The 25,542-nt window shown below is 55.5% G+C and carries 26 protein-coding genes; 8 read left to right on the forward strand and 18 right to left on the reverse strand.

Annotation, left to right across the window (positions count from 1 at the left end):
• Nucleotides 1-111: 111 nt before the first annotated feature.
• On the reverse strand, nt 112-1,173 hold the full coding sequence (gene yncE, locus ACMYSN_RS02950; protein WP_462496954.1) for a YncE family protein: 1,062 nt from the start codon (nt 1,171-1,173) through the stop codon (nt 112-114).
• 259 nt (nt 1,174-1,432) lie between these two features.
• On the opposite strand from yncE, the gene pqqU reads away from it, so the two are divergent.
• On the forward strand, nt 1,433-3,535 hold the full coding sequence (gene pqqU / locus ACMYSN_RS02955) for a TonB-dependent receptor PqqU (protein ID WP_462496955.1): 2,103 nt from the start codon (nt 1,433-1,435) through the stop codon (nt 3,533-3,535).
• Nucleotides 3,536-3,645: 110 nt separating this feature from the next.
• Here pqqU and ACMYSN_RS02960 read toward each other — a convergent pair whose 3' ends face one another.
• Together ACMYSN_RS02960 and ACMYSN_RS02965 are read right to left on the reverse strand one after the other, a co-directional pair.
• Nucleotides 3,646-4,683 carry an NADP-dependent oxidoreductase gene (locus tag ACMYSN_RS02960; protein ID WP_462496956.1) on the reverse strand — a complete coding sequence of 346 codons (1,038 nt, stop codon included), beginning with the start codon at nt 4,681-4,683 and terminating at the stop codon, nt 3,646-3,648.
• Nucleotides 4,684-4,748: 65 nt separating this feature from the next.
• Nucleotides 4,749-5,324 (reverse strand): helix-turn-helix domain-containing protein, encoded by a 576-nt coding sequence (locus ACMYSN_RS02965; protein ID WP_123754203.1) that lies wholly within the window; start codon nt 5,322-5,324, stop codon nt 4,749-4,751.
• A 190-nt stretch (nt 5,325-5,514) separates the two neighbouring features.
• On the opposite strand from ACMYSN_RS02965, the gene ACMYSN_RS02970 reads away from it, so the two are divergent.
• Both ACMYSN_RS02970 and ACMYSN_RS02975 read left to right on the forward strand, forming a co-directional pair.
• Nucleotides 5,515-6,033 carry a GNAT family N-acetyltransferase gene (locus tag ACMYSN_RS02970; RefSeq protein ID WP_462496957.1) on the forward strand — a complete coding sequence of 173 codons (519 nt, stop codon included), beginning with the start codon at nt 5,515-5,517 and terminating at the stop codon, nt 6,031-6,033.
• A complete protein-coding gene (locus tag ACMYSN_RS02975; RefSeq protein WP_123754201.1) occupies nt 6,030-6,479 on the forward strand; it encodes a DMT family transporter in 450 nt (149 codons plus the stop codon). The genes ACMYSN_RS02970 and ACMYSN_RS02975 overlap by 4 nt, the downstream gene beginning before the upstream one ends.
• Nucleotides 6,480-6,488: 9 nt before the next feature.
• Here ACMYSN_RS02975 and ACMYSN_RS02980 read toward each other — a convergent pair whose 3' ends face one another.
• On the reverse strand, nt 6,489-6,722 hold the full coding sequence (locus ACMYSN_RS02980; protein ID WP_123754200.1) for a YdcY family protein: 234 nt from the start codon (nt 6,720-6,722) through the stop codon (nt 6,489-6,491).
• Nucleotides 6,723-6,739: 17 nt separating this feature from the next.
• Nucleotides 6,740-8,338, reverse strand: a complete 1,599-nt coding sequence (locus ACMYSN_RS02985; RefSeq protein WP_462496958.1) for an ABC transporter substrate-binding protein — start codon at nt 8,336-8,338, stop codon at nt 6,740-6,742.
• Between the two features lie 257 nt (nt 8,339-8,595).
• Here ACMYSN_RS02985 and ACMYSN_RS02990 point away from each other — a divergent pair, with 257 nt between their 5' ends.
• Nucleotides 8,596-10,029, forward strand: coding sequence for an aldehyde dehydrogenase (locus tag ACMYSN_RS02990; protein ID WP_462496959.1), 1,434 nt, complete (start codon nt 8,596-8,598; stop codon nt 10,027-10,029).
• Here ACMYSN_RS02990 and ACMYSN_RS02995 read toward each other — a convergent pair whose 3' ends face one another.
• The 3 genes from ACMYSN_RS02995 to ACMYSN_RS03005 all read right to left on the reverse strand — a co-directional run bounded on the left by ACMYSN_RS02995 (nt 10,030) and on the right by ACMYSN_RS03005 (nt 12,533).
• Entirely contained in the window at nt 10,030-11,301 is a 1,272-nt protein-coding gene (locus ACMYSN_RS02995; protein ID WP_462496960.1) for a pectinesterase family protein, read from the reverse strand. It abuts the gene before it with no gap.
• Nucleotides 11,302-11,381: 80 nt separating this feature from the next.
• On the reverse strand, nt 11,382-12,152 hold the full coding sequence (locus tag ACMYSN_RS03000) for an alpha/beta fold hydrolase (RefSeq protein ID WP_462498188.1): 771 nt from the start codon (nt 12,150-12,152) through the stop codon (nt 11,382-11,384).
• 207 nt (nt 12,153-12,359) lie between these two features.
• Complete coding sequence (locus tag ACMYSN_RS03005) at nt 12,360-12,533, reverse strand: GhoT/OrtT family toxin (RefSeq protein ID WP_462496961.1); 174 nt, start codon at nt 12,531-12,533, stop codon at nt 12,360-12,362.
• Between the two features lie 179 nt (nt 12,534-12,712).
• On the opposite strand from ACMYSN_RS03005, the gene yncL reads away from it, so the two are divergent.
• Nucleotides 12,713-12,808, forward strand: coding sequence for a stress response membrane protein YncL (gene yncL / locus ACMYSN_RS03010; RefSeq protein ID WP_071844919.1), 96 nt, complete (start codon nt 12,713-12,715; stop codon nt 12,806-12,808).
• Between the two features lie 48 nt (nt 12,809-12,856).
• Here the strand turns inward: yncL and ACMYSN_RS03015 are convergent, their stop codons facing one another.
• Nucleotides 12,857-13,177 carry a hypothetical protein gene (locus ACMYSN_RS03015; protein ID WP_462496962.1) on the reverse strand — a complete coding sequence of 107 codons (321 nt, stop codon included), beginning with the start codon at nt 13,175-13,177 and terminating at the stop codon, nt 12,857-12,859.
• A gap of 519 nt (nt 13,178-13,696) precedes the next feature.
• On the opposite strand from ACMYSN_RS03015, the gene ACMYSN_RS03020 reads away from it, so the two are divergent.
• Together ACMYSN_RS03020 and ACMYSN_RS03025 are read left to right on the forward strand one after the other, a co-directional pair.
• The gene (locus tag ACMYSN_RS03020) at nt 13,697-13,819 is read left to right on the forward strand and encodes a small membrane protein (RefSeq protein WP_462496963.1); all 123 of its coding nucleotides are present in this window, start codon (nt 13,697-13,699) and stop codon (nt 13,817-13,819) included.
• A 937-nt stretch (nt 13,820-14,756) separates the two neighbouring features.
• Nucleotides 14,757-15,095 carry a hypothetical protein gene (locus tag ACMYSN_RS03025; RefSeq protein WP_462496964.1) on the forward strand — a complete coding sequence of 113 codons (339 nt, stop codon included), beginning with the start codon at nt 14,757-14,759 and terminating at the stop codon, nt 15,093-15,095.
• A gap of 104 nt (nt 15,096-15,199) precedes the next feature.
• On the opposite strand, the gene ACMYSN_RS03030 is transcribed toward ACMYSN_RS03025, so the two are convergent.
• The 7 genes from ACMYSN_RS03030 to ACMYSN_RS03060 form a co-directional block, all read right to left on the reverse strand.
• Nucleotides 15,200-15,826: a YagU family protein gene (locus ACMYSN_RS03030; protein WP_123755465.1), complete on the reverse strand. Its 627-nt coding sequence runs from the start codon at nt 15,824-15,826 to the stop codon at nt 15,200-15,202.
• Nucleotides 15,827-16,080: 254 nt separating this feature from the next.
• On the reverse strand, nt 16,081-17,505 hold the full coding sequence (patD, locus tag ACMYSN_RS03035; protein WP_462496965.1) for a gamma-aminobutyraldehyde dehydrogenase: 1,425 nt from the start codon (nt 17,503-17,505) through the stop codon (nt 16,081-16,083).
• A gap of 22 nt (nt 17,506-17,527) precedes the next feature.
• Nucleotides 17,528-18,334 carry an ABC transporter permease gene (locus tag ACMYSN_RS03040; RefSeq protein ID WP_462496966.1) on the reverse strand — a complete coding sequence of 269 codons (807 nt, stop codon included), beginning with the start codon at nt 18,332-18,334 and terminating at the stop codon, nt 17,528-17,530.
• Nucleotides 18,324-19,253, reverse strand: a complete 930-nt coding sequence (locus ACMYSN_RS03045; RefSeq protein WP_462496967.1) for an ABC transporter permease — start codon at nt 19,251-19,253, stop codon at nt 18,324-18,326. Before ACMYSN_RS03045 ends, ACMYSN_RS03040 begins: the two co-directional genes overlap by 11 nt.
• A 1-nt stretch (nt 19,254) precedes the next feature.
• Nucleotides 19,255-20,268 carry an ABC transporter ATP-binding protein gene (locus ACMYSN_RS03050; protein WP_462496968.1) on the reverse strand — a complete coding sequence of 338 codons (1,014 nt, stop codon included), beginning with the start codon at nt 20,266-20,268 and terminating at the stop codon, nt 19,255-19,257.
• Between the two features lie 17 nt (nt 20,269-20,285).
• Nucleotides 20,286-21,431 (reverse strand): putative ABC transporter substrate-binding protein YdcS, encoded by a 1,146-nt coding sequence (gene ydcS / locus ACMYSN_RS03055; RefSeq protein ID WP_123754189.1) that lies wholly within the window; start codon nt 21,429-21,431, stop codon nt 20,286-20,288.
• A gap of 290 nt (nt 21,432-21,721) precedes the next feature.
• Entirely contained in the window at nt 21,722-23,134 is a 1,413-nt protein-coding gene (locus ACMYSN_RS03060) for an aminotransferase-like domain-containing protein (RefSeq protein ID WP_462496969.1), read from the reverse strand.
• A 791-nt stretch (nt 23,135-23,925) separates the two neighbouring features.
• On the opposite strand from ACMYSN_RS03060, the gene ACMYSN_RS03065 reads away from it, so the two are divergent.
• Nucleotides 23,926-24,873 carry an alpha/beta hydrolase gene (locus tag ACMYSN_RS03065; RefSeq protein ID WP_462496970.1) on the forward strand — a complete coding sequence of 316 codons (948 nt, stop codon included), beginning with the start codon at nt 23,926-23,928 and terminating at the stop codon, nt 24,871-24,873.
• A 59-nt stretch (nt 24,874-24,932) separates the two neighbouring features.
• Here ACMYSN_RS03065 and ACMYSN_RS03070 read toward each other — a convergent pair whose 3' ends face one another.
• A complete protein-coding gene (locus ACMYSN_RS03070) occupies nt 24,933-25,010 on the reverse strand; it encodes a glyoxalase superfamily protein (protein WP_462498189.1) in 78 nt (25 codons plus the stop codon).
• A 72-nt stretch (nt 25,011-25,082) separates the two neighbouring features.
• A complete protein-coding gene (locus tag ACMYSN_RS03075; protein ID WP_123754182.1) occupies nt 25,083-25,490 on the reverse strand; it encodes a DUF2000 domain-containing protein in 408 nt (135 codons plus the stop codon).
• Nucleotides 25,491-25,542 lie beyond the last annotated feature (52 nt).

Genomic DNA, 25,542 nt, shown 5'->3' on the forward strand with positions numbered 1-25,542 from the left:
CGGCGGGGAAAGTATTGATTGTAATGTCATTACATTCTTCAGGCCAATCGGTGTTTGTAACAGAGGGTGATTCAGGCGGGTGGGAGGGGTTGCCCCCTCCTCAAAAACGATTTACAGCGCAATACGGATAACGTCATCCGGCTGGGTGGCTTCTTTCTGACGGCTGGATTCCTGCTTCACGCTGACGTACAGCGTTTTACCGTCGGCGGAGAGCGCCAGGCTATTCGGGTGAGTCGGGGTTTTAAAGGTTTTGACGACTTTGTAGGTTTTGCCGTCAATCACGCTCACTTCACCGGCTTTACGATGGGTCACATAGGCTTCGTTACGCGTCGGGTTGAACAGCACCGCCAGCGATTCCGGCGCGGCAATTTTCTGCAGCACTTTGCCATCGCGGATATCGACCACCAGAACTTCCGGCTGTTTGCCGTCGGTGATAAAGGCGCGATGACCGGCGGTATCCAGGCTCAGGTTCAGATAGAAGTGCTCTTTGCCGTCATCCTGCAGCTTTTTACGGCTGATGATTTTGTTGCTGTCGCTGTCGATGGTCAGCAGTTCGCCATCGGCATTGGTGGTGTAAATACGCTTGGCATCAGCATCTACCGCCAGGCCAGTAGCCATAGCGCCGGTATTGCTGATGGTATCTTTCAGGGTCAGCTTGTCGCCGTCCACAACCCAGATAACACTCTCTTTACCCAGACCAGTGATGTAGACGGTGTTGGTTTTTTCATTGACCGCCAGTTCACGGGGCGCCAGCGGGCGCACGGTTTCGCTGCGTTTGCGGTCGTCAAGCACCAGACGGCCTTTCACGGCGCCGGTCTTCGCATCAATTGCGGTGACGGTGCTGTCGGTGGTGTTACCAAACCACAGCGTTTGCGTGGTGGTGTTGATGGTCGCGCCGAACGGCTTCAGATCGTTATGAATGATCTGGGTAACTTCGAGGGTGGTGGGATCCAGACGGTAAACAATCCCGCCTTTATCCAGCGCGCGGCTTTGTGACGTAGCGACCCACAGTGCATTTTCCTGCTGGCTGTAAGCCATTTCGTATGCGCCCTTACCCACAGCCTTGCGCAGCATTTCGTCTGCCGCATGAGCGCTAAAGCTCCCCGCCAGCAGTAAAGAGGTTAACAACAGTGAACGGCGCAGACGCGGCGCGGACAGATGACGTAATGACATGACGACTCCCTTTGATAAAACAACTATATGCCTGCTCAACATGGCTTCCGTGATGCAAAGTCATGGCTTTGCGTTATTTTCAAATGCGAATAGTAATCATTATTTGAGGTAAAGTGGAGCGCTATTCTGCATCCACGACGCGAAAATAGCCATTCGGTGCCATTATTTAACTAAAATGCTGTTAATAATTTTCAAATAATTACAAAAGGATTAACATGTGCGTATATGTTCCGTTTGGTTCGTTTTACGAGTAGCTGTCATGAAAACCCTTTCCGTGCGCACGGTTGCGCTTCCTGCCCTCCTGTTACCTCTCTTTGCCCTGGCCGAGAGCGACGAGCAAACCATGGTCGTCACCGCCGCACCGACCACGGTGTCCGAACTTGATACCCCCGCCGCCGTCAGCGTGGTTAACGGGGATGAAATGCGTCAGGCCGCCCCGCGGGTGAACCTTTCCGAGTCGCTGGGTGCGGTGCCGGGGCTGCAGGTGCAGAACCGACAGAACTACGCCCAGGATCTGCAATTATCGATTCGCGGTTTTGGTTCCCGCTCAACCTACGGCGTGCGCGGACTGCGTATCTACGTTGACGGCATTCCGGCCACCATGCCCGACGGCCAGGGGCAAACCTCGAATATTGATATTGGCAGCGTGGAGAGCCTTGAGGTCCTGCGCGGTCCCTTCTCTGCCCTGTACGGGAACTCCTCCGGCGGGGTGATCAATGTGTCGACCCAGACCGGCAGCCAACCGCCGACCATCGAAGCCAGCAGCTATTACGGCAGTTTCGGGACCTGGCACTACGGCCTGAAGGCGACCGGTTCCGTCGGCGACGGAACCCACGCCGGTGACGTCGATTACACCGTCTCGACCAACCGCTTCACCACCCACGGCTATCGCGACCACAGCGGTGCCCGTAAAAACCTGGCCAACGCCAGGCTCGGCGTGCGCATCAATGATGTCAGTAAGCTGACCCTGCTGTTTAACAGCGTGGATATCAAAGCCAATGATGCCGGCGGGCTGAGCTACGATGAGTGGCAGAGTAATCCGCGCCAGTCGCCTCGCGGTGACCAGTACAATACCCGTAAATCGACAAAACAGACCCAGGCGGGGCTGCGCTACGAAAGAGCGCTCAGCGAGCAGGATGACCTGAGCGTCATGATGTACGCCGGGGAACGTGAGACCACGCAATATCAGTCAATTCCCCGGGCGCCACAGCTCAACCCAACCCATGCCGGCGGGGTTATCGATCTGACGCGCCATTATCAGGGCATTGATACCCGCTGGACCCACCGCGGCGAACTGCTGGTGCCGGTCACCTTTACCACCGGGCTCGACTATGAAAACATGAGCGAGCGCCGTAAAGGCTATGAAAACTATGTGATGGTCAACGGCGCGCCGCAGTACGGTGAAGAAGCCAGCCTGCGTCGCAATGAACGTAACCTGATGTGGAACCTCGATCCCTATCTGCAGACCCAGTGGCAGTTGACGGAGAAGCTCTCCCTCGATGCCGGGGTACGCTACAGTTCAGTATGGTTCGACTCCAACGATCAATACATTACGACTGGCAATGGCGATGACAGCGGCGAGGCCAGCTACCACAAATGGCTGCCGGCAGGCTCGTTGAAGTACGCGGTGACCGATGCCTGGAACGTCTATCTCTCCGCCGGTCGCGGCTTTGAAACGCCGACCATTAACGAGTTATCTTACCGTTCGGATAATCAGAGCGGCCTGAACTTCGGCCTGCAACCATCGACCAACGAAACGGTCGAGATCGGCAGCAAGACGCGGATCGGCAACGGCCTGTTTACCGCGGCCCTGTTCCAGACCAATACCGATAACGAGATTGTGGTGGATGCCAGCAGCGGCGGGCGTACCAGCTATAAGAACGCCGGTAAGACGCGCCGTCAGGGGCTGGAGCTGGGGCTGGATCAGCAGTTTGCTGAGAACTGGCGCCTGAAAGCCGCGTGGACGTGGCTGGATGCAACCTACCGCACCAACGTCTGTGACGACAGCAACTGCAATGGTAATCGTATTCCGGGCATCGCGCGCAATATGGGGTACGCCTCATTCGGCTATCAGCCGGACCGCGGCTGGTACGCCGGCAGCGATATCCGCTATATGAGCGATATTATGGCCAACGATGAGAACACCGCCAAAGCGCCATCGTGGACGGTGGTCGGTCTCACCACCGGGTATAAATGGAGCTACGGCAAGATGGATATGGATCTGTTCGGCCGCATCGACAACCTGTTTGACCGCAGTTACGTCGGTTCGGTTATCGTCAACGAGTCCAACGGCCGCTATTACGAGCCAGCACCAGGGCGTAACTACGGCGTCGGCCTGAACCTCGCCTGGCGGTTCGAGTAACGCTTTTGCCATCCCGGTAAGCGCAGGCCACCGGGGAATAACACAAAAAACCCGGATAGCTGGCGTTATCCGGGTTTTCTTATCATCGTTTTGCGAAGCGTGGCGCGAAGTTAATCGTCGGGCGAAACGCGGACCACCACTTTACCGAAGTTCTTGCCCTTCAGCAGGCCGATCAACGCCTCGGGCGCACGCTCCAGCTCATCGATCAGCTGCTCGCGATATTTGATTTTACCTTCCTGCACCCAGCGGCCCATTTCAGCCTGGAACTCGGCAATACGATGGCCGTAGTCCTGGCCGATGATAAAACCCTGCATACGGATGCGTTTTTTCAGCAGCGTCCCCATCAGCAGCGGCAGACGATCCGGCCCTTCCGGCAGGCTGGTGTCGTTATAGCCGCTGACTAAGCCACAGACCGGCACGCGCGCCGAGGTATTGAGCAGCGGCAGAACGGCATCAAACACCTTACCACCGACATTTTCATAATAGATATCAATCCCCTGCGGGCAGGCCGCAGCCAGCTGGGCGGCAAAATCTTGCGCATGGTGATCGAGACAAACATCAAACCCGAGCGTCTCCACCGCGTAGCGACATTTTTCACTGCCCCCGGCGATCCCCACCGTACGGCAGCCTTTGAGCTTAGCAATCTGCCCGACCGTGGCGCCTACTGGCCCGGTCGCGGCAGCCACCACCAGCGTTTCACCGGCCTTCGGCTGACCGATATCCAGTAGCCCCATATAGGCGGTAAACCCAGGCATGCCGAGTACCCCTAGCGCCCAGGAAGGATGCTGCGGGTCGGTGCCCAGTTTTACCAGCCCGCTCCCGTCGGAGAGTTCATAGTCCTGCCAGCCGCTGTAGCCCAGTACCCATTCACCAGCTTTAAAATCAGCGTGATGGGAGACTTCAACACGGCTCACCGTACCGCCGACCATCACCGCGCCAATTTCCACTGGTGGCGAATAGGATGGCGCATCGCTCATACGGCCACGCATATAGGGATCCAATGAGAGATAGACCGTGCGCAACAGCAGCTGACCTGGGCCTGGGGTCGGCACATCGCCCTCTTCCAGACGGAAATTATCCCCGGTCGGTTCACCGTGCGGGCGGGAAGCCAGCACCAGTCGACGATGACGCTGTGGATGAAAAGCCATAGCAAACTCCTCCAGTTAAAAGCCTGTACCAAGGCTAGTCGCAATTGACGCCGCGCACATTGGCATTATGAGGCAGATTGATTTAACCGCACCACCAGGTAGGTACAGGATGCGTTGGATTCATTGATAAACCGGCAGTCGTTTGGCGGCCCCAGTTCGAGGCAGTCGCCGGCCCGCATCTCGTGCCGGGTGGCACCCTCGACAAAAACCAGCTCCCCCTGCTGCAGCCAGATAAGCTGACGCGCCAGCGCATATGACGCCGCCGGCATCGGGACATCGCTGCCGGCCGGCAGCTCCACCTGCACCAGATCGATCGGCAGATCGCTGCGCGGAGAGACGTGACGCCGCAGATAGTGGCTTTGCGGATCGCGCCAGACCGGCTGCTGGGCAAAACGCAGCAGTTTCCCTTCCTGCATTTCCGCTCTGGCAATCAGGGTGGACATACTGATGCCAAAGGCGCCTGAAAGCCGCCCGAGCATCGAGGCCGTCGGGCTGCTTTCGCCGCGTTCGATCTTGTGGATCATCGCGCGGGAGGCTCCGGCGCGCTCGGCCAGGTCGCTAAGCGACCAGCCGCGAGATTCACGTTCGATGCGTATGCGTGCGCTAATGCGCTGATTCATATTGTCTTCAGTCGTGTTCATAGCGTAGTACTATAGTGTATGAATTGACCCGCAACAAGATGATGCCCTACGAAATCCTTAGCCTGTCCCATTGCACGAAAGCCTTTACACTAGCCGGGATGAGAAATTTTTCGCTAAAACAGATGACAGCGTTACGTACAGTATTGTAATAATATCGTACTACTATAGTGTACAGTCACTGAGGTCTGCTATGTCCATTCGTTACGCTGGCAAAGAAGATTGCGCTGCGATCGCCGAAATCTACAACCACGCGGTCCTGCACACCGCCGCTATCTGGAACGACAAAACCGTCGATACCCATAACCGCCTTGCGTGGTTTGAAGCCCGGCAGCTGGCCGGTTTTCCGGTGCTGGTCAGTGAAGAAGATGGCGTGGTTACCGGCTACTCCTCATTTGGCGACTGGCGCGCTTTTGACGGTTTTCGTCATACCGTCGAGCATTCGGTCTATGTACACCCCGACCATCAGGGTAAAGGGCTGGGACGCGCCCTGCTGGTAGCGCTGATCGACGAAGCCCGTCGGCTTAATAAACACGTGATGGTGGCCGGGATCGAAGCGCAAAATCAGGCCTCGCTGCATCTCCATGAAACGCTGGGTTTTGTCACAACCGGGCAGATGCCGCAGGTGGGGACTAAATTTGGTCGCTGGCTGGATCTGACCTTTATGCAGCTACAGCTTGACGATCGCCGCGATCCGGACGGCAGTGCATGAACCAGTCGTTGACCCTCGCCTGCCTGATTGCCGCGGGTATCGGGCTGGTGGTGCAGAATACCCTGATGGTACGCATCACCCAGTCTGCATCCACTATCCTGATCGCCATGCTGCTTAACTCGCTGGTCGGGATTGTTATTTTCGTGACGATCCTGATGCTGCGCCACGGGGCAGCAGGATTTCAGGAGCTGGCGGTCAGCATTAAATGGTGGACCTTGATCCCGGGCCTGCTGGGGTCGTTTTTTGTCTTCGCCAGTATCAGCGGCTATCAAAACGTCGGCGCGGCCACCACCATTGCGGTGCTGATTGCCAGCCAGCTGGTAGGTGGATTAGTCATTGATATTATCCGAGCGCACGGGGTGCCATGGCGGGCGTTGCTGGGGCCGCTGTGCGGCGCGGTGATGCTGGTAGCAGGCGCCTGGCTGGTAGCCAGACGCCAGTTCTGAGGCGGTCGGTCAGAGAATGGCGCCACCCTTATTTAACTGCTCGCGGCGCGCCTCCTGCTCTTCATGGTGCTGACGCCCATGATGTGCAATGGTGGTGCGCAACCGCTGCTGCTGGGTAAAGCGCTCGTCGCGGCTCAGCTCAGCGTCATCGCTAAGAGCGATCAACAGTTCATTCATATGGGTGATGACCCCTTCGGCAATCGCCGCGTCCACGCGGGCGATAACGTCATCCAGATGCGCCATTCTGTTCTCCTTTCGCTTTAATTCAGTTTTACTTTAGAAAAATCGCTGCCCATCAGGCTCACGCTATAGCCCGTGACGTTGCTGCGCGTGGCGTAGAAGGTTTTGCCTGTTGCCAGAGTGATCCATGGTGCCTGCTGGTAAAAGATCTCCTGCGCTTGGCCATACAGTGCGGCTCGCTGCTGCGGGTCGCTGACCAGAATCGCTTTTTTCACCAGCGCGTCGTAGGACTTATCACACCAGCGGGCAACGTTAGAGCCGGTCTTAATATTATCACAGCTCAACAGGGTGCCGGCAAAGTTGTCCGGGTCGCCGTTGTCCGACATCCAGCCAAACAGCGCGCTATCGTGCTCCCCTTTGCGCATGCCGGAAAGGTATTCACCCCATTCATAAGTCACGATGTTGGCCTTGATGCCCACTTTGCTCCAGTCACTCTGGATCATTTCAGCAATGCGCCGCGAATTGGGGTTGTACGGCCGTTGCACCGGCATTGACCACAGGGTCACCTCAGCCCCTTTCTCCAGCCCCGCCTGTTTCAGCAGTGCTTTAGCCTTTTGCGGATCGTAATCGTAATCCGGCAGATCTTTCTTATAGCCGAGCATGTTTGCCGGCAGCGGCGATTTGGCGACGGCGCCAGAATCTAAAAATACCGCGCGGACGATCGCCTGTTTGTCGGTGGCGTAATTCAGTGCCTGACGCACCAGCACGTTATCAAACGGTTTTTTCTCGGTATTAAATGCCAGATAGCCGACGTTCAGTGCTTCAACCGAATGTAGCGCCAGATCCTTATTCCCTTTGATGACCGGGAACTGTACCGGCGACGGCGCCGGGATAATCTGGCATTCGTTGGTTTGCAGCTTCGCCAGACGCGTCTCGACGTTCGGGGTAATAGAGAAGATCAGGTGTTTTGTCGGCACCTCACCGTCCCAGTAATGCGGGTTGGCAATATAACGAATCAGCGAGTCGACTTTATATTGCTGTAACGCGTAAGGCCCGGTGCCAATTGGCCAGGTATCGACGTACTCCGGCGTGCCTTTTTTCAGCATGGCTTCGCCATATTCCGCCGAGAGAATTGAGGCAAAATCCATCCCCCAGTCGGCGAGGAAGGCAGCATTCGGCTCCGCCAGCACAAACTGGACGTGGTAGTCGTCGACCTTTTTCACCTCTTTGATCAGCTTATCCAGCCCGACGTCGTGGAAATACTCGTACTGCCCCTGCGACACGTTGTGGTACGGATGTTTGGCATCCTGCTGGCGCAGCACGGAGAACAGCACGTCATCGGCGTTAAAATCGCGGGTCGGCGTAAAGTATTTGTTGCTGTTGAACTTAACGCCTTGACGCAGGGTGAAGGTCCAGGTTTTGCCATCCGGGGAAACAGTCCACGCGGTCGCCAGCGACGGGACCGGCGTGTTTTTCAGCGGATCGAAGGTAATCAGGCGGTTATACAGCACCTGTGAGCTGGCAACAAAAGAGGGACCGGAGCTGGCAATTTGCGGGTTAAAAGATTCCGGTGAAGCTTCGGAGCAATAAACCAGCGTGTCGTTACCGGCCGCCCACGCGGCACCCGCCGGCAGTAATGCGCTTAACGCCAGCGCAAGTAACGTTTTCCCTGTAGACATGGTTATAAACCTTTTCGATTTGTTATATGTGCTCTAATAACAGCACAGCAGAATCCAACCGGCAAATAATCAATTGGCATCAGGTTATGCGGAAAGCGGTGTTTTCGTTGATTAATTCAGCACCCCGTCCCCCCGGTTCGCAGAAGTTGTGAACTGCCTACAAAACCAGGAAAAAAACGTGCGATAACCGCCCTGCTTTTACCGCACGCTTGCGCCACCCGGTACACTCGGGAAATCGCAGACCAGTGAGGCTTCCCATGACAATTACCTGCACGTTATACACCAACGGCCAATGGCACGATGCCGAAGGTCAGGCCACCTTCAGCCGCCATCATCCGCTAAGCGAAGAGACAGCTTCTGTCGCCTCAGCGGCCAGCCTTGCCGATGCCCGATGCAGCGTCGAGGCCGCAGCGGCGGCCTTCCCGCAATGGCGTGACACGGCGCCAGTTGAGCGACGCCGTCTGCTGTTGGAGGCGGCGGAACAGCTGCTGCTACGTGAGGCGAAGTTTATCGCCGCCATGGCGGCAGAAACCGGCGCCACGGCCCACTGGGCCGGTTTTAACGTCCATCTGGCGGCCGATATTCTGCGTGAAGCCGCCGCCCTCACCACCCAGATCGAGGGCCAGGTCATTGCCTCGAACGTGCCGGACAATCTGGCGATGGCGGTGCGTCAGGGCGCTGGCGTGGTGCTGGGCATGGCGCCGTGGAATGCGCCGTTGATCCTCGCCACCCGCGCTATTGCCACGCCGCTGGCCTGCGGAAACACGGTGATCCTTAAAGGCGCAGAAATATCGCCTGCCAGCCAGGCGCTGATCGTCGACGCGCTGGCGGCGGCTGGGTTACCGGACGGCGTGGTGAACTATCTGACCTGCGCTCCGGCAGATGCCCCGGCGCTGGTCGAAGCGTTGATTGCCCACCCGGCGGTGCGTCGTGTCAACTTCACCGGATCCACTCCCGTAGGCCGTATTATTGCCCGAACCTGCGGTCAGTATCTGAAGCCGGCGGTGCTTGAACTGGGCGGCAAAGCCCCGCTGCTGGTGCTCGACGATGCCGACCTCGACCAGGCGGCGGCCGGGGCAATATTCGGAGCCTTTGCCAATGCCGGGCAGATCTGTATGTCGACCGAGCGGATCATCGTCGATGAGTCTATTGCCGAGGCGTTTATCGCGCGATTAAGTCACCGGGCGGCAACCCTGCCTGCCGGACTGATAGGCCCGGTTGTCGATATGAAAACCGTGGCGCGATGTAATGCACTGATTGACGATGCGCTGGCAAAAGGCGCGCGGCTGTTAACCGGCGGTAAAGCCGACTCTCCACAGATGCAGGCCACCCTGCTTGATGGCGTCACCCGCGAGATGCGCATCTGGCAGGAGGAATCCTTCGGGCCGGTGAAAGCGATAATTCGCGTCAGGAGTGAACAAGAGGCGTTGGATGTTGCTAACGAAAGCGAATACGGGCTCTCCTCTGCAGTCTACAGCCGTGACAGCGCCCGGGCGTGGAACGTGGCTCAGGCACTGCAAACCGGAATCTGCCACATTAACGGCCCCACCGTGCACGATGAGGCCCAGATGCCGTTTGGCGGCTGTAAAGCTTCGGGCTACGGGCGCTTCGGCGGTCGGGCAGGCATTGCTGAGTTTACCGAACTGCGCTGGATAACTCTGCAGACCCGCCCGCGCGAACTGCCGTTTTAATCATTCCGGCTGAGTGTGGTTAGCAAATTCCCATAGGCGGTTATAGGCCACATCATTCAGCTGACGTACTGCGGCGGTATTGCCGCGGAACGGTCGCGATGTGGTTGCGGCAGCACCCCACGGTGCAAGCTTATCGTAGCTGCCGTCAATGGTGCTGTGCGCAATCACCAGTTGGCCATTGGCGGTGTTGCCCGGCAGATAACCGGTCTTCCCTGCACCCTGATCCCAGGCTCGCCCCAGCTTCGCTTTGAACGACCCCTGATAGCCGCTATCGCCGGTAAAGCGGCTGTTCAGCACCAGGAAACCGTAAGGGTTGTCCGGTAAGGTGTTGGGCGCCAGCACATAGGCTTCCGGCGAGTGACGCGTAGAGACGGTATGGAAATGCACCTGATCAAACACCACATTCGCCCGACCAAAAACATAATCAACATCCCCTTCGACGTAGCTGTCTTTGATATAGACCCGGCTGATCCGGTCGGTGACGGCGGCGTTACGTTGATCGCTGGTATTCAGGTAGAGGGTATCCTGACGCCCCAGCAGGCGGACGTTCTGCAGTTGGACCCGGTCGCCATCAGTGCGTAATGCCACTCCCTGGTGGGTTCCACCATCGACGTTGTCGAGCAGGCTGTTCACGATGCTGATATTCGCCAGCTGAAAATCGGCGCTTTGCGCCCACATCACCGCCGCGCAGTTGGTGCCAATCATCGGGGTGGTCCGCTCGGCGCACAGCGCGTACTGGTACCAGGCAGGATCTCCCGGACCGTATTGCTGTTGCGCGTTAACCACCTGACGATAGCGTTGTGGCGAGAATTGTGAATCCAGCGGCAGTTCGATTCTCACCGCTTCGGGAGCGGCCCCGCTGCCGTAGATGGTGACCGGCGGAGCGTCGGCCGGGATATAGACCGTTTCCTGGTAGACGCCCGGCTCCACCCGAATGGTAATGCGCTGGCGATCTCCCGCCTGCTGGCGGAGCGCGGCATTTAACGCCTGCTGAACGCTGGTGTATGGGGCGCCGCTGTGGGCCACCCGCCACGGCGTGTCCTGTGCTTTCAGAACCTCCGGCGACGGCGTCCACGGGCCGTCAGGAGATGCCAATAAGCCGCCGCGCGCAAAATAGTTCGCCTGGGTAAAGGCGCTCGCTTCTGCGGCGGTGAGTAACGGACGCGTTTCACTTCCACGCTCACTTCCGCCAGGCGTCGGGGTTGAACATCCTTGCATAACGAAGGACATGCTAATCAACAGGGAGAGCGCAGGCATCGGGATCTTCGGCATTTATCGGGCACCATATATTATTGGAATGAGTGACCAATATTAATGAAATACCGTTTCTATAATCATGCCAGGATCACGCTTTACGCTTCTGCTTCCACCCGTGCGCAAAAACTGGCAACCCTGTCAGCCAACGCGGCGGGGTTTTCCCAGGCCATCGAATGTCCGGCATCCGGCACCGTCAGCAAGGCAATACCCTCGGCCTGGGCGTCATCGGCTTCCTGCGCGGGTAATGACAGCTCGCCGTAAATCAGGGCCTTACGGCAGGTCAACTGTTGAAAACGGTTGAACCATGACGGCGCCACGCCGGCTACCAGACTGCTGGCCCCCCGCCATACCGCCCAGGGTGCGCTGTTTTGCAGGCACCCGGCCCAGGGAGAGGTCTCTGCTGCCAGCATGTCGGCATAGCCGCTGGCGACAAATTCAGCTTCCGGTTGTGCGGCGATAACCCGGCTGAACATTCCGCCTCCGGCATACAGATTAGGCTCCGCCACCAGCAGGGCCAGAATGCGATCGCCGAGTTGCTCAGCCACTTCAATGGCAATACTGCCGCCCATACTGTGGCCGTACAGATAGCAGCGGCTCAGTTGAAGATGATCGAGTAGCTCCACCACCACCTGCGCCTGCTGATGGGTACTGTAGCCAAACTGCGCGGGCTTATCGCTATAGCCATACCCCGGCAGATCGATAAGCAACGCCCGTCGCCCATGAAACGCCGGGTCGGTCACCACGCGGGGGTAATCGTAGGAAGACGCGCAGCCCAGGCCATGAATAAAGACCACTGGTTCGCCGCGCCCAGGGAGATCGAGCCAGCGCACGGTCGCGCCAGCCAGGGAGGAGAAAAAGCCGTTCATCATATCACTCCATCAGTATAAACTGTATTTTTATACAGTTTATACCCGGCATACTTCAAGCTGCATGAGCGTTGACAATACTCGGCCATCCATGGGCCTCACCACTTCGGGGCCAGCGCAAGCGCTGTTCAATTCGGCTTCGCCTCTTGTCCTGCAACTCGAATTATTTAGGGTATAGATATACCGATTGCCAGCGGCTTTATAAGATCAGAACAGTGATACCATCAGCGCCATTGGGAAACTAAATGGCCATGTTGCACCGATCAACAAGGCCGCCAGCAGGCGGATAAATCGGCTTTCTTTGGTTAAAAACCAGCTTATTATTGCGCAGATACATCCCATAACTGCGTAAAAGACCAGCATTTTCTGGTATAGGGTCATTCTTATTCCTTCCCTGACAAGCGCCATAAAGGTACATACTTTATATACTCAAGCGGTACCAGACTATTCACAACACCACATAAATATTACGGTATTTCACGCCCAATTCATCCTTGTCTGATAGCACTTCCTTTCACCTCGTACTATACCTGTAGAGGCTTACTCATAAAGGTGGCGTTATGGATGTTTCCAGCAAAACCGTAATTCTGATTAATGTCGGTGCAGCGTTTGCGCTTATCAGCCTGTTATCTGTTCGTTTTGGTTGGTTTTACTGATTTACTCAGCAAAGAAACCTAAAAAAGCAGCCTCCATGGGCTGCTTTTTTACGATTTTATCGCGGCTGTTTTATCAACACTGGTCTGAGACTGGGCCTGTTGCACAGCAATAACCCGGTTATAATCAGGGTCATATTTCGGTAGCAAATTAACTTTTTCGCTATCCCACTCCGCTGCAACGCAAACGGCTTCACTGGCCCCTTGCTGTTCACAACCCCGAATATGCTGTGCCGGTAAATGACCGTATAGCAGTGCCGTGGCGCAGGCCACCGACAGGAGAAACACTATCTTTTTCAAAACAAGTTCAACGTTAAAGTAACAAATTATGATAAATGTTCGCATGCGGGTGTGTGCAAAGTCAAACTTCAAACGCTCTCTTTTCCGTGCAGTATCGGACTCGCGAGATATTTTTTAACATTTTCTCTACATTTTCTTTTTTGGACAATGCGCAATCGTCGCCACTATTTCCTGTCGGCTAACCATTTCCGTTTAATTATGAAATGCGAATAATCTGTAAGCCTGAATAAAATTGTGCACAATTGATTCTTTTAGTTTAAAAGCAACAGAGTCAACATCATGCAATATAAAAATGGTTATGTCGCTTCGAAAAACGCCCCATTAAAGCCATGGACGTTGGCAAAAAAACAATAACAATGACAATTGCGTGGGTTATTTTGCGTTCATAATCCCTTGTAACTCATGTTGTTGATGTCGTGACATAAACCAGCACAAAAATCGATGTGGCGCCACGAGTTAGCACTACCTTGTTAATAAACTGTTGTAATAAAAATAGCGAAAAATAGTATTTGCCTTATTCGGCTTGTAAATTTATATTCAGGTGCGATTTTTTTCACTTTTTTATTGTTCATTTAATTTTCGAGGTGGTTCATGTCCGGAACTATTGTGCTGGTTGTGGCGCTAATATTGCTGGTCCTTGCAGTATACAATCTTTATTCATACATTCGCGAACGTCGTCACTCTACCCTGCCGACTAAAAAGAACAAACGCTAGCCTGAAATACCCACAACGTCATCATTGTCTCCCCAGGCTCAATAATATTGCCACGTTCCTTTTATCCATAATGAATCAGACAGTTACCCGGAAAAGTCATTTAATTGCTAGCATCAGCGCCCCCTCAGGGTACGCTAACTCTGTAAAACGAGCTTCCGATAGAGTAAAAAAAACCCTGCAGAATATGCAGGGTTCTTATACAGGTTGCAGCTCTGGCAACCTCAAATTGGGTTACGCGCCCCACCCGGCGCTTATCTCCGGCACTCACTCTGGCTTAGCTCTTGAAGGGGCATAAGAATCATCTCATATCTCTTCATATTTGTTTTAGCAATAACTGCCATTGTGATTATTAGCAAGCTAATGAGCATGATGCGTGATAGTCTCACCCATGACAAGATGTTGGCCCGGAAGACTGTTGTGCGCCTTCAGCACCATTGCTATCCCCTTTTTCGTGGTTTCAGTGACTTTGCTGGTTCTGGGTGCTTTCAGAAGAGAACGAACATGCCTTATCATAGGCAGTGTATTGATGGCTTCTGACGTTGTTAACACGGTCATTGGCCTCTCGCTGTAGCGCGGACCCGGCAGCATAAGCCGTCTGCGAACCATGGATAGTTAAGGTAATTAAATGAGTTTTGTCTGGTATATGACGCTGATCTGTATTCTGATGGCCTACCTGATGATGAGCGTCCTGCCGATGTAAGCCTGTCTCGCCCGCAGGTATGTCGCCCCCTTCCTGCTCAAACACGTTAAAACCAGAACAGGGGTATCACCGGAACCGACGGGTAAAAGTATGACTCGTCGGCCGATACCGCTTACAACCTTTACGCCAAAATCCTGCAACAGCTCTGGCCCTATTAAGTTTTAGGGGCACCAGCAGTGAACTTTCATAGGCATCTAACGTCTGACCGATGAACTCAAGCCAAGCAGGTTTAATCACATGAGATTTATTTTCCCGGTTCTTGCCATGATAGGCATCTCTGGTTGCGATGATGCCAGACAATCCCCGCCGCCGTTTCCAAACGAACAGCACAGTAAATTCGAAAATCAAACAGGCACATGGCAACTCATTGATAAAAAGAAAGGCCCTGGCGGAGATGTCATCGAGGTTCTTTTATTTAATACCGCTGATGGTGAGGTGTGTAAAATAACCACAACATCTGATAAAGACAGGCCATCAGATACATCACCGGTCCGTTGCTACTCTGTAAATGACCATGAAACAGACCGCACACCACCCGCAGAGGATGACGATATCAATAATGACAAGGATCAGTAAGTAAACATAATTAGCCCCCCACTGCACACAAGCCCAGCAACAGACTAACGATCATCGATAAAAATGGCCCGCTAATGCGAGCCATTATAAGTCCTGCTATTCACTTATCTGAATGCCGTGTTAACAGGAACTTCCGCATCAGGTTCATGCGTAATTCTGTTTCGGAGATCCCGACGGATTATCTCAATCGACCAGAACCAAACTAAGTGGCCCAGTATCTCAGAAACGTTTTCATACCATGGAAGGTCGAAAAGAGGTGGAGTTAAGCCCATCAGCGGGAATGAAATCATATGAACGAATAATTGAGCGAGTGCACCGGCTAGTAGCCCCTGCCATAACTTAATTTTAGGGAATACTTCAGCAACAACACAATATCCAACGGCGAACACAATGGAAAATATGATGTGTGTTACGCCCACCCAGTTGAACACATGCCCTGCGAAGGTATAGACCGCTGCGTTAGGATCTGCCAGCCCCAGCCAATCACGTAGAAAAATATATGGCGGGTTGAGAAAGTTCCTGGAGCAGTCAATTTGTCCGGCAGCCCGAATTAATGATTCTGGCCCACACGCACTGGTAAACATGTCCACAGGACTACGCGGAGGAAGAGGTACTTCAGCACCCCATTTTACGAATGCCGATACCACCCCTGAGATAAGCCCAACAAACAATGCAACACCATAACGCCGTCTGCGAGGTTCAGTCTGTACAAAAAAGTCTCTTAACGCCATAAACCCACCACTCATAAGGAATATTTACAGTTCCTTAATCTTCCTTAAGTTGGATGCGTATCATTTTGATTTAGATCACTGTTTGCATTCCACTCCACAAAATTTGTTTTCATAGGCAAAAAACCCGCCAGATGGCTGACAGGTGCACTTCCCGGTTGAACGAGGGATGCGAATTGAGCTTTACTCACCCACTCATACCCCACATAAAACGGCTGAAATATGAATACATCACATTACAGCCGCTTACTTATCGATTAGTGTTTGATCATCACGTGGCGCACCACCGTATAGTCTTCCAGACCATACATCGACATATCCTTGCCGTAGCCGGAGAGTTTCTGCCCGCCATGCGGCATCTCGCTCACCAGCATAAAGTGGGTGTTTACCCAGGTGCAGCCGTACTGTAAACGCGCGCTCAGTCGGTGAGCTCTTCCCACATCCTGAGTCCACACCGATGAGGCCAGGCCATACTGCGAATCATTGGCCCATGCCAGAACCTGATCTTCATCGCTGAACGAGGTCACGCTGACCACCGGGCCAAACACTTCCCGCTGGACGATCGCATCTTCCTGTTTTGCCCCTGCCAGCAGCGTCGGTTGATAGAAGTAGCCTTTGCCATCCACCTTGCTACCGCCCGTGACCACGTTGATGTGTGCCAGGCCACGCGCGGCCTCGACGGCAGCGCTGACCCGCTCCAGATGGGCCTGGGAGCTGAGCGGCCCCAGTTCGGTTGCCGGGTCGTCCGGTTGGCCGACCTTGAGGCTGGCCACCGCGGCGCCCAGTTTCTCGACCAGGCGATCGTAAATCCCCTGCTGGGCGTAAATCCGGCAGGCGGCCGTACAGTCCTGCCCGGCGTTATAGAAGCCAAAGGTGCGAACCCCTTCCACAACCGCGTCGATATCCGCGTCATCGAAGACAATCACCGGTGCTTTGCCGCCCAGCTCCATATGAGTGCGTTTTATCGAGGCAGCGGTATGCCCGATAATATGCGCCCCGGTAGCGATCGAGCCGGTCAACGACACCATGCGCACCTTCGGGTGCGCGGTTAACGGGTCGCCCACGGTTTGTCCGCGGCCGAACAACACGTTCAGCACGCCGGGCGGCAGAATATCTTTCGTCAGCTCGGCCAGCTTCAGCGCCGTTAATGGCGTGATTTCTGAAGGTTTGATCACCACGCAGTTGCCAGCGGCCAGCGCAGGCGCCAGCTTCCACGCCGCCATCATCAGCGGGTAGTTCCACGGTGCGATAGAAGCGACAACGCCAACCGGGTCGCGGCGGATCATTGAGGTATGCCCTTCGAGATATTCCCCGGCCGCCATCCCCGGCAGGCAGCGGGCTGCCCCGGCAAAAAAGCGGAACACATCGGAGACAGCGGGCAGCTCGTCGTTAATCACGCAGTGCAGCGGTTTGCCGCAGTTTAAGGATTCCAGTTTCGCAAGAGTCTCGGCATGGTCGTCGATGGTATCCGCCAGCTTCAGCAGATATTCCGACCGGCTCTTCGGCGTGGTCTGGCTCCAGCTGTCAAAAGCCCGGTCCGCCGCCTCAACCGCTGCATTGACTTGCGCTTCAGTGGCTTCGGCGATCTCGAGGATGGCCTCACCGTTGGCAGGATTGAATACCGGCACCATTTCGCCTTCACCTGCCACTAACTCACCGTTAATCAAAAGGTTATGTTGCATAGTATTATCCTGTACATGAGAATTATTTGCCGTTTTCAGCATTCGTGTCGCCGTCACGGGTGAGCCACCAGGCGCCCAATATAGGGATCATCGTCACCAGCATGACCAACAGCGCAACCACGTTGGTGATCGGTACATCGCGCGGGCGCCCTAGTTGATTGAGCAGCCACAGCGGCAACGTGCGCTCGTGTCCGGCGGTAAAGGTGGTGACGATAATTTCATCAAACGATAAGGCAAACGCCAGCATGCCGCCCGCCAGCAGCGCCGACCCCAGATTGGGGAGCACCACATAGCGAAAGGTCTGCCAGCCCGTAGCGCCTAAATCCATTGACGCCTCCACCAGGCTCCAGGAGGTCCGGCGAAAGCGGGCAATCACATTGTTGAACACCACCACCACGCAGAACGTGGCGTGCCCCACCACGATAGTCAGCAGGCCGGGTTCCAGATTAACGGCCTTAAACGCCGTCAGCAGCGCAAGCCCGGTGATAATGCCCGGTAGCGCAATCGGCAACAGTAGCAACAGCGACACGGCGTTCTTACCAAAAAAGGTGCTGCGCCACAGTGCTCCTGCAGCCAACGTGCCAAGTACCAGCGCAATAGCGGTAGACAGCGCTGCAATTTTTAGTGACAACGTCACCGATTCGATAATATCGCTGCGTCCTGCGGCCTCGCTGAACCAGCGTAGCGTCAGCCCCTGCGGGGGAAAACTAAAGGCCGCATCTTCGGTATTGAAGGCATACAGGGCGATTATCAGCAGCGGGAAATGAAGGAAGATCACCCCGCCCCAGGTGGCTATTTTCAGAAACAACGGTGCGCGTTCAGAGTGCATCAAATGCTCCCAGGCGTTTCACGAACGCCAGATACAGAGCAATCAACACAATTGGTACGAGGGTAAAGGCGGCGGCCATTGGCATATTGCCTATCGCCCCTTGCTGCGAATAGACCATGTTGCCGATGAAGAAGCCCGGCGGCCCCACCAGCTGCGGCACGATAAAGTCCCCCAGCGTCAGCGAGAAGGTAAAAATCGAACCGGCGGCGATGCCGGGGATCGCCAGCGGCAGCACCACGTAACGGAAGGTCTGGCGCGGGCGGGCACCAAGATCGGCGGAGGCCTGCAACAAAGACGGCGGTAAACGCTCCAGCGCCGCCTGTACCGGCAGGATCATAAACGGCAGCCAGATATAGACGAACACCAGGAAACGCCCCAGACCGGAGGTCGATAGCGTATTGCCACCGACTGCCGGGATCGTCAGCACCAGGTTCAGCAGCCCTTCCAGCCCCAGATGCCCGAGAAACCACTGCGCCACGCCATCTTTCGCCAGCAGCAACGTCCAGGCGTAGGCTTTAACAATGTAACTCGCCCACATCGGCAGCATCACCGCGATGTAAAAGAAGGCTTTCATTTTGCCGTGGGTATAGCGGGCCATATACCACGACATCGGCAACGCCAGCACGGCGCTGGCAACGGTCACAGACAGAGCCATCACCAGAGTACGGATAATGATGTCGTAGTTTGCCGGGTTAAATAATGCCTTGAGGTTCGCGAGAGTCAGGTCGCTGGTCACCGACATGGTGAAATCGTCAAAGGTATAGAAGCTTTGCCACAACAGCGTCAACAACGATCCCAGATAGACAATCCCGAACCACATCAGCGGTGCCAGCAGCAGCAAAAACAGGCCGAGCGACGGCTTGCGCCAGAACAGCCCGGAAAGGCGCCCGGACGAGGGGCGCGGAATGACCATCGTCATATCAGCCTCCCCGTTCCAGCGGCACCATCGCCGCCCGCGACCACGAGGCCAGCACCGTTTGCCCGGCCTGCGGAGCGCTGAGCGCCATGCCGCTATCGCTGTTCGCCTGGCTGACCAACAGCTTGCCGCCGCCCGCCAGTTTCAGTTCGATCCGCGTGGCGGCGCCCTGGTACTGCACCGCCTGCACGGTACCCTCCACCTGCACTTCTCCTTCCCGGTTAAGGCAGATATGTTCCGGGCGCAGAGACCAGACGCCATGCATCCCGCACAGGCGTGAAGCCAGATCGCTATCAAACACGTTGGCAGTGCCGACGAAACCGGCAACAAAAGCGGTTTTGGGACGTAGATAAAGGTCGTGCGGGGCATCCACCTGCTCGATGCGCCCGTTATTGAAAACCGCCACCCGGTCAGACATCGACAGCGCTTCGCCCTGATCGTGGGTGACAAAAATAAAGGTAATCCCCAGCGCCTGCTGGAGCTTTTTCAGCTCCAGCTGCATCTGTTCACGCAGTTTTAAATCCAGCGCCCCTAGCGGTTCATCAAGCAGCAGAACCCGTGGTTCGTTGACCAGTGCCCGGGCAATCGCCACCCGCTGGCGCTGGCCGCCGGAGAGTTGTGACGGCTTGCGGGTATGGACGAATCCCAGGGCGACCTTTTCAAGCGCTTCCTGCGCACGAAAATGGCGCTCTTTTTTGCCGATCCCTTTCACCATCAGCCCGTAGGCGACGTTATCGAGGATGGTCATATGGGGAAACAGCGCATAGTCCTGGAAGACGGTATTCACATCGCGCTGCCACGGCGGCAGTTCGCTGGCCTTGTGGCCAAAGATTGAAATCTCCCCGCCGGAGAGCTGTTCGAAACCGGCGATCAGCCGCAGGCAGGTGGTTTTGCCGGAGCCTGACGGCCCCAGCATTGAGAAAAACTCGCCATCACGGATCCCCATGCTGACGCCATCCACCGCGCGGACATCGCCGTAGAAACGCGAGACGTTATGAAACTCTACTGCATAGGTCATGCTCAGCCTCCGGCCAGTCAAATACCGCCCATAATGGCGATATAATCCTGTGTCCAGCGGCTGTAAGGTACGAATTTGCCCCCTTCGGCAACCGGTGTTTTCCAGAAGGCGATTTTCGAAAACTCATTGTAGCCATTGGTTTCACAGCCTTTATCCCCCAATAGCGTGCTGGCTTTGCAGCCCTGCGGCACCACCGGCAGCGAACCAAACCAGGCCGCTACGTCACCCTGCACCTTCGGTGTCAGCGACCAGTTCATCCATTTATAGGCGCACACCGGGTGTTTGGCCTCGCTGTGCAACATGGTGGTATCGGCCCAGCCGGTGACCCCCTCTTTCGGGAAAACGGTGGCGATCGGCTGGCCTTCGCTTTTTAACCCGTTGGCCTGGTACGGCCAGGCGCTAGAGGCAACCACGCCTTCGTTTTTGAAGTCGCTCATCTGCACGGTGGTGTCGTGCCAGTAGCGGTGGATCAGTTTGCGTTGATCGCGCAGAACCTTGAGCACCGCCTGATACTGCGCTTCGGTTAACTGGTAGGGATCGCTGATACCCAGCTGCGGCTGCGTCGCTTTGACGAACAGCGCCGCATCGGCGATATAGATCGGGCCGTCATAGGCCTGAATGCGCCCGCTGTTGCTTTTACCGTCAGAGAGATCCTGTTTGACAAAGACCACGTTCCAGCTGTCCGGCGGGGTCGGGAAGACCCGGGTGTTGTACATCAGCAGGTTCGGCCCCCACTGGTACGGCGTGCCGTAAACTTTTCCGTCGACGTTAAACCAGGCGCCTTTTTCGACTCGCGGGTCGAGGGTGTGCCAGTTAGCGATAAGCGCGGTATTAATCGGCTGCACTCGCTTGCCCATAATCAGGCGCAGGGAGGCGTCACCAGAGGCGGTGACCAGGTCATAACCCCCTTTCGCCATCAGGCTGACCATTTCATCAGAGGTCGCGGCGGTTTTCACATTCACCTGGCAGCCGCTCTCTTTTTCAAACTGGGTCACCCAGTCATAGTTTTTGTCGGTCTGGCCGCGTTCGATATAGCCCGGCCAGGCAATAATATCGAGCCGACCTTCTCCTTTATCCAGCGACGTTGGCGGTTGCGCGGCCTGCACGGTCAGGCAGGCCATACCCAGTGCATAGAGGCTGCCACGGGCTATTTTTTTGCTCATTGGGTGTTACTCCTGTCACAATAAAATTAGCGGCAGCCATGCCGTAAAAATATCTCCCTTAAAAAGGGTAGACGGCGCCCTGTTACCTCCTGGAGAAATTTATTCAGGTTGTGACAAGGGGCGCATTCCGCAAACCCTGGGGAACAATATGGATTATAGACAAGGAGTTAGAGGCTGAATATGACTATGCATATTTCCTATGGCCGGTGCCGGTAAAATATTTACCGACAGGCTTTGATAATAATATTTATACCCGTCGTCTTTCAAAATTCAGGGATGTTGGCTGGGATTCAGCTCAGCAGCTCGCGAATAAGTTCACCGAGCCGTTTCACCCCTTGTTCTTCTCTTTCTCCCCAACCCCACGCGGTATTAAAGCGGAAAAATGAGGCCCAGTTGGCGGTAGTGGAGAACATTTTACCCGGCGCGATGCTGATATTATCCTGCAGCGCACGGGCGCTCAGTTCGCCAGCATCAGCGCCTTCCGGCAGCTCCAGCCACAGAAAATAGCCGCTATCACTATGATGGATTTTGACCTCGGCGGGTAAATGGCGCAGCAGCGCCTGCCAGGCCAGCTGTTTGCGTTCGGCAAGCTGGCGGCGCAGACGGCGAAGATGCGCGTCATAACGCCGGGTAGAGAGATAATCCACCAGCGCCAGCTGCATCGGCGAGCTGGTCGAGAGGGTACTCATGAGCTGCAACTGCTGAATCCGTCGGGCGTGTTTACCTGCCGCCACCCAGCCAATGCGAAAGCCCGGCACCAGACATTTTGAAAATGAGCTGCAGTGCAGCGTCATCTCATTGTGATCCCAGTATTTCGCCGGCAGCGGCTTTTCCCGGCCAAAATAGAGCTCGCTGTAGACATCGTCTTCGATCAGCACCACGTTATAACGCGTCAGCAGCTCCACCAGCCGGGCTTTTTTCTCGGCGCTGAGGGTAAAGCCGAGCGGGTTTTGCCCGTTGGTCATCAGCCAGCAGGCTTTGACCGGGTAGTTCTGTAGCGCCTGCTCCAGGGCGTCTAAATCAATCCCCTCTTTGACGTCTGTCGCCACCGACAGTGCTTTTAAGCGCAATCGCTCCAGCGCCTGCAATGCGCCGTAGAAACAGGGATTCTCCACCACCACCCAGTCGCCCGGTTCGGTCACCGCCTGCAGGCTGAGATTCAGCGCCTCCAGGGCGCCGGCGGTGATCACAATATCATCCGGCGAGATATTCATCCCCTGCAGGGCATAGCGACGGGCGATCGCGTGGCGCAGTTCGCTATTTCCCGGCGGGAGGTTTTCAATGACGCTCATCGCCGTCGCCGTTTTACTCACCTGCGCCAGCGAGCGGTTTAGCTGCTGGAGCGGGAACAGGCGCGGGTCGGGAAAGGCCGAGGCAAACGGCAGCATCGAGGCCCGGCGGCTGGCCTGCAGCACCTCAAAGATGTAGGTATTGATATCCACCGCTTCATCGCGTGTCACCTGCGCGGGCGGTGCCGGCTGGCGTAGCTTGACCGGCTTCGGCGCCACATAGTAACCGGACTGCGGCCGGGCAATAATCCGCCCCTGACTTTCCAGCAACTGGTAAGCATGGCTGACGGTCATAAAACTCATCCCGCTGCTGACCACCTGTTCACGCAGCGACGGCAGGCGGTCGCCGGGTTGCCAGACGCCAAGCGCCATCTGTTCGGTTAACTGCTGCGCAAGCTGCTGGTATTTTTTCATGGCACGATCCGGGAGAGCTGAGATGCCTGACAGTATATCAGCCATAAAAAAATAGTCGTTTATAAAAACTGTTATAGCTCTGACCGTCTCAGCCGCTTCAGCGCCGGGGCCCGGTCTGAAACCATGGCCGCCATTCTCAGCGGGTCATCTGCCAATATGCGCTGGACTATCTCCTGATGCGTCATTATTTTCCCTGGTTAAAAATTCGCTTCCGCCTGCTGAGAGTAACCTGTCGGTATCCTGGCGCCACAATGTCACCAGGCGACCAACAACACGTAGGGTCTGACAAAATAACGCCCTTACACCCGAAAATCATTGGCCTTTTATATAGTTAAGTACCTGAGCGATGGTCGACCTGGCGGGACGATTTATCTCGCCCAAATGTAGCCGCGATAAAGCCGTTATCATCCCAACACCGCCCATTCATCAAAAGACCATGAAGCATGATGACTAAGGGGCCTTCCCCTTCTGCACGATAGAACAACGGTGGCATTCCTGGCACTTCCGACATAGCTGCTCCTGCAAGATTTTATGTGGATGTAAAGCATACATCTCCCAGGTCATCGTACTCAAGATGACCTGGGAGATTCAGACTGCCTTGCCACCAGCGATCGTTCCTGCCGGGTCTTTCTTTTCCACGAGGCTTTTAATTAAGGTTGCAATCATTGAATGATATTGGTAATTATTATCATTTGCATTAATGAGTTATCTGGTACGGTATACTGGCATCGCAGGGGAACACAACATGGCCGGAACGACGATACCACCAGCAGAAAAGGAATAATCATCAGATGTATGCCCGTGAGTATCGTGCAACACGCCCGAGCAAGGCGTTGTTTTCTCTTGTTTCTTGTTTGACCTTAATCGTCAGCACGCAGAGTCTGGCGAGACCGGATATGCAGCCGCTGGGACCAAGCATCGCGGATAAGGGCTCCGCGCTTTACCACTTCAGCGTTAATCAGTTCGATTCTGCCGACGGCTCCCGCCATTACAGGGTCTGGACCGCCGTCCCGAATAAAGCCGCGCCGGCTTCGGGCTACCCGGTGTTGTATATGCTTGACGGCAATGCGGTCATGGACCGGCTGGATGAAGCCCTGCTCCGGCAGCTGGCAGACAAATCACCGCCGGTGATCGTGGCGGTCGGATATCAGACCAACCTCCCCTTCGATCTCAATGCCCGCGCCTATGACTATACGCCAGCAGGCGTACAAAGCGGCAAAGCCAGTACCAGCGGTGAGCGCGCTAATCGTAAAAGCGGCGGTAGCAACGATTTCCGCCAGTTACTCGAAACGCGCATAGCCGTCAAGGCCGAGCAAGGGCTGAACATCGATCCCCAGCGCCGCGGCCTGTGGGGGCACTCCTTCGGCGGTCTGTTCGTCCTGGATGCCTGGCTGTCGTCCTCCCTGTTTCAGCGGTACTACAGCGCCAGCCCGTCATTGGGCAGAGGCAATGACGCACTGCTGAGCCGTATTACGGCGGTCAATCCGTCACAATACTGCGCAAAACACCTGTCGATCATGGAAGGATCGGCGATGCCGAACGATAACCGTGAAAAGCACCTCGACGGGATACTGACGAAAATTCACACCTCGCTCACCACCCTGAAAGAGAAAGGCGTCAATACCGCCTACCGGGATTTCCCCGGTCTGGGCCATGGCCCGATGTTCACTGCCTCTTTCCGCAGCGCGCTGGTGGATATCAGCGATGAGAACATGGTGGGTAGCGCTGGCTGTCAATAATCCAGCGGTTAAATACTGCCCGCAATGTCGCGGGCAGTCGCGTCAACGGCGGTGTTAATTCAACTCTCGCAGAAGCGTATTCTGTTGCCAAACGGATCGTACACCTCGAGAATTTTGCCCCACTCTTGCTGGCCGATTTCGGGCCCGCCATAGCCGTATTGTTTAAGATTTAACTCATCCCTGAATAACGAGAGGTAACTGCTGAGATATTATTTGTGCAGAGCGATCCCTTTTATCACCTTATCGACCTCTTTTTTGGGGCCACGCAGACCAATTCCCACCAGATCCAGATTATCGCCATCTGCCGCGCGGAATACTTCCCGATTAGCCTCATCATGGCCGGTGGAAAACATCGCATGAATGTAAGGAATAAGGGTTACGCCCCGCTCAAGCGCTTTGCGATGCACCGTTTTCAGCTTGTCGAGATTCGCCTCAAATATCAGCATCGGCTGCCCGGACATATTGCCGTAGGTCCGTCCCAGAGAATCAATATAGGGTTGACCCATTATCTCTGGCGCCGCAGATGCGATCCCGGTGGCCAGAAAAGCGACCACATTAAGACGCTGCCAGGTTGGCAAATCGTCGCGCAGAATATAGGCAATCTTGGTATCAAACATGTTTAAAAAGTCCCGTCTGTCATACGAAAAAATATCTTCGCTCAGGGACCGG

It is taken from the genome of Klebsiella sp. R445 (assembly GCF_051131755.1).
Classification (GTDB): Bacteria; Pseudomonadota; Gammaproteobacteria; order Enterobacterales; family Enterobacteriaceae; genus Klebsiella; species Klebsiella lignicola.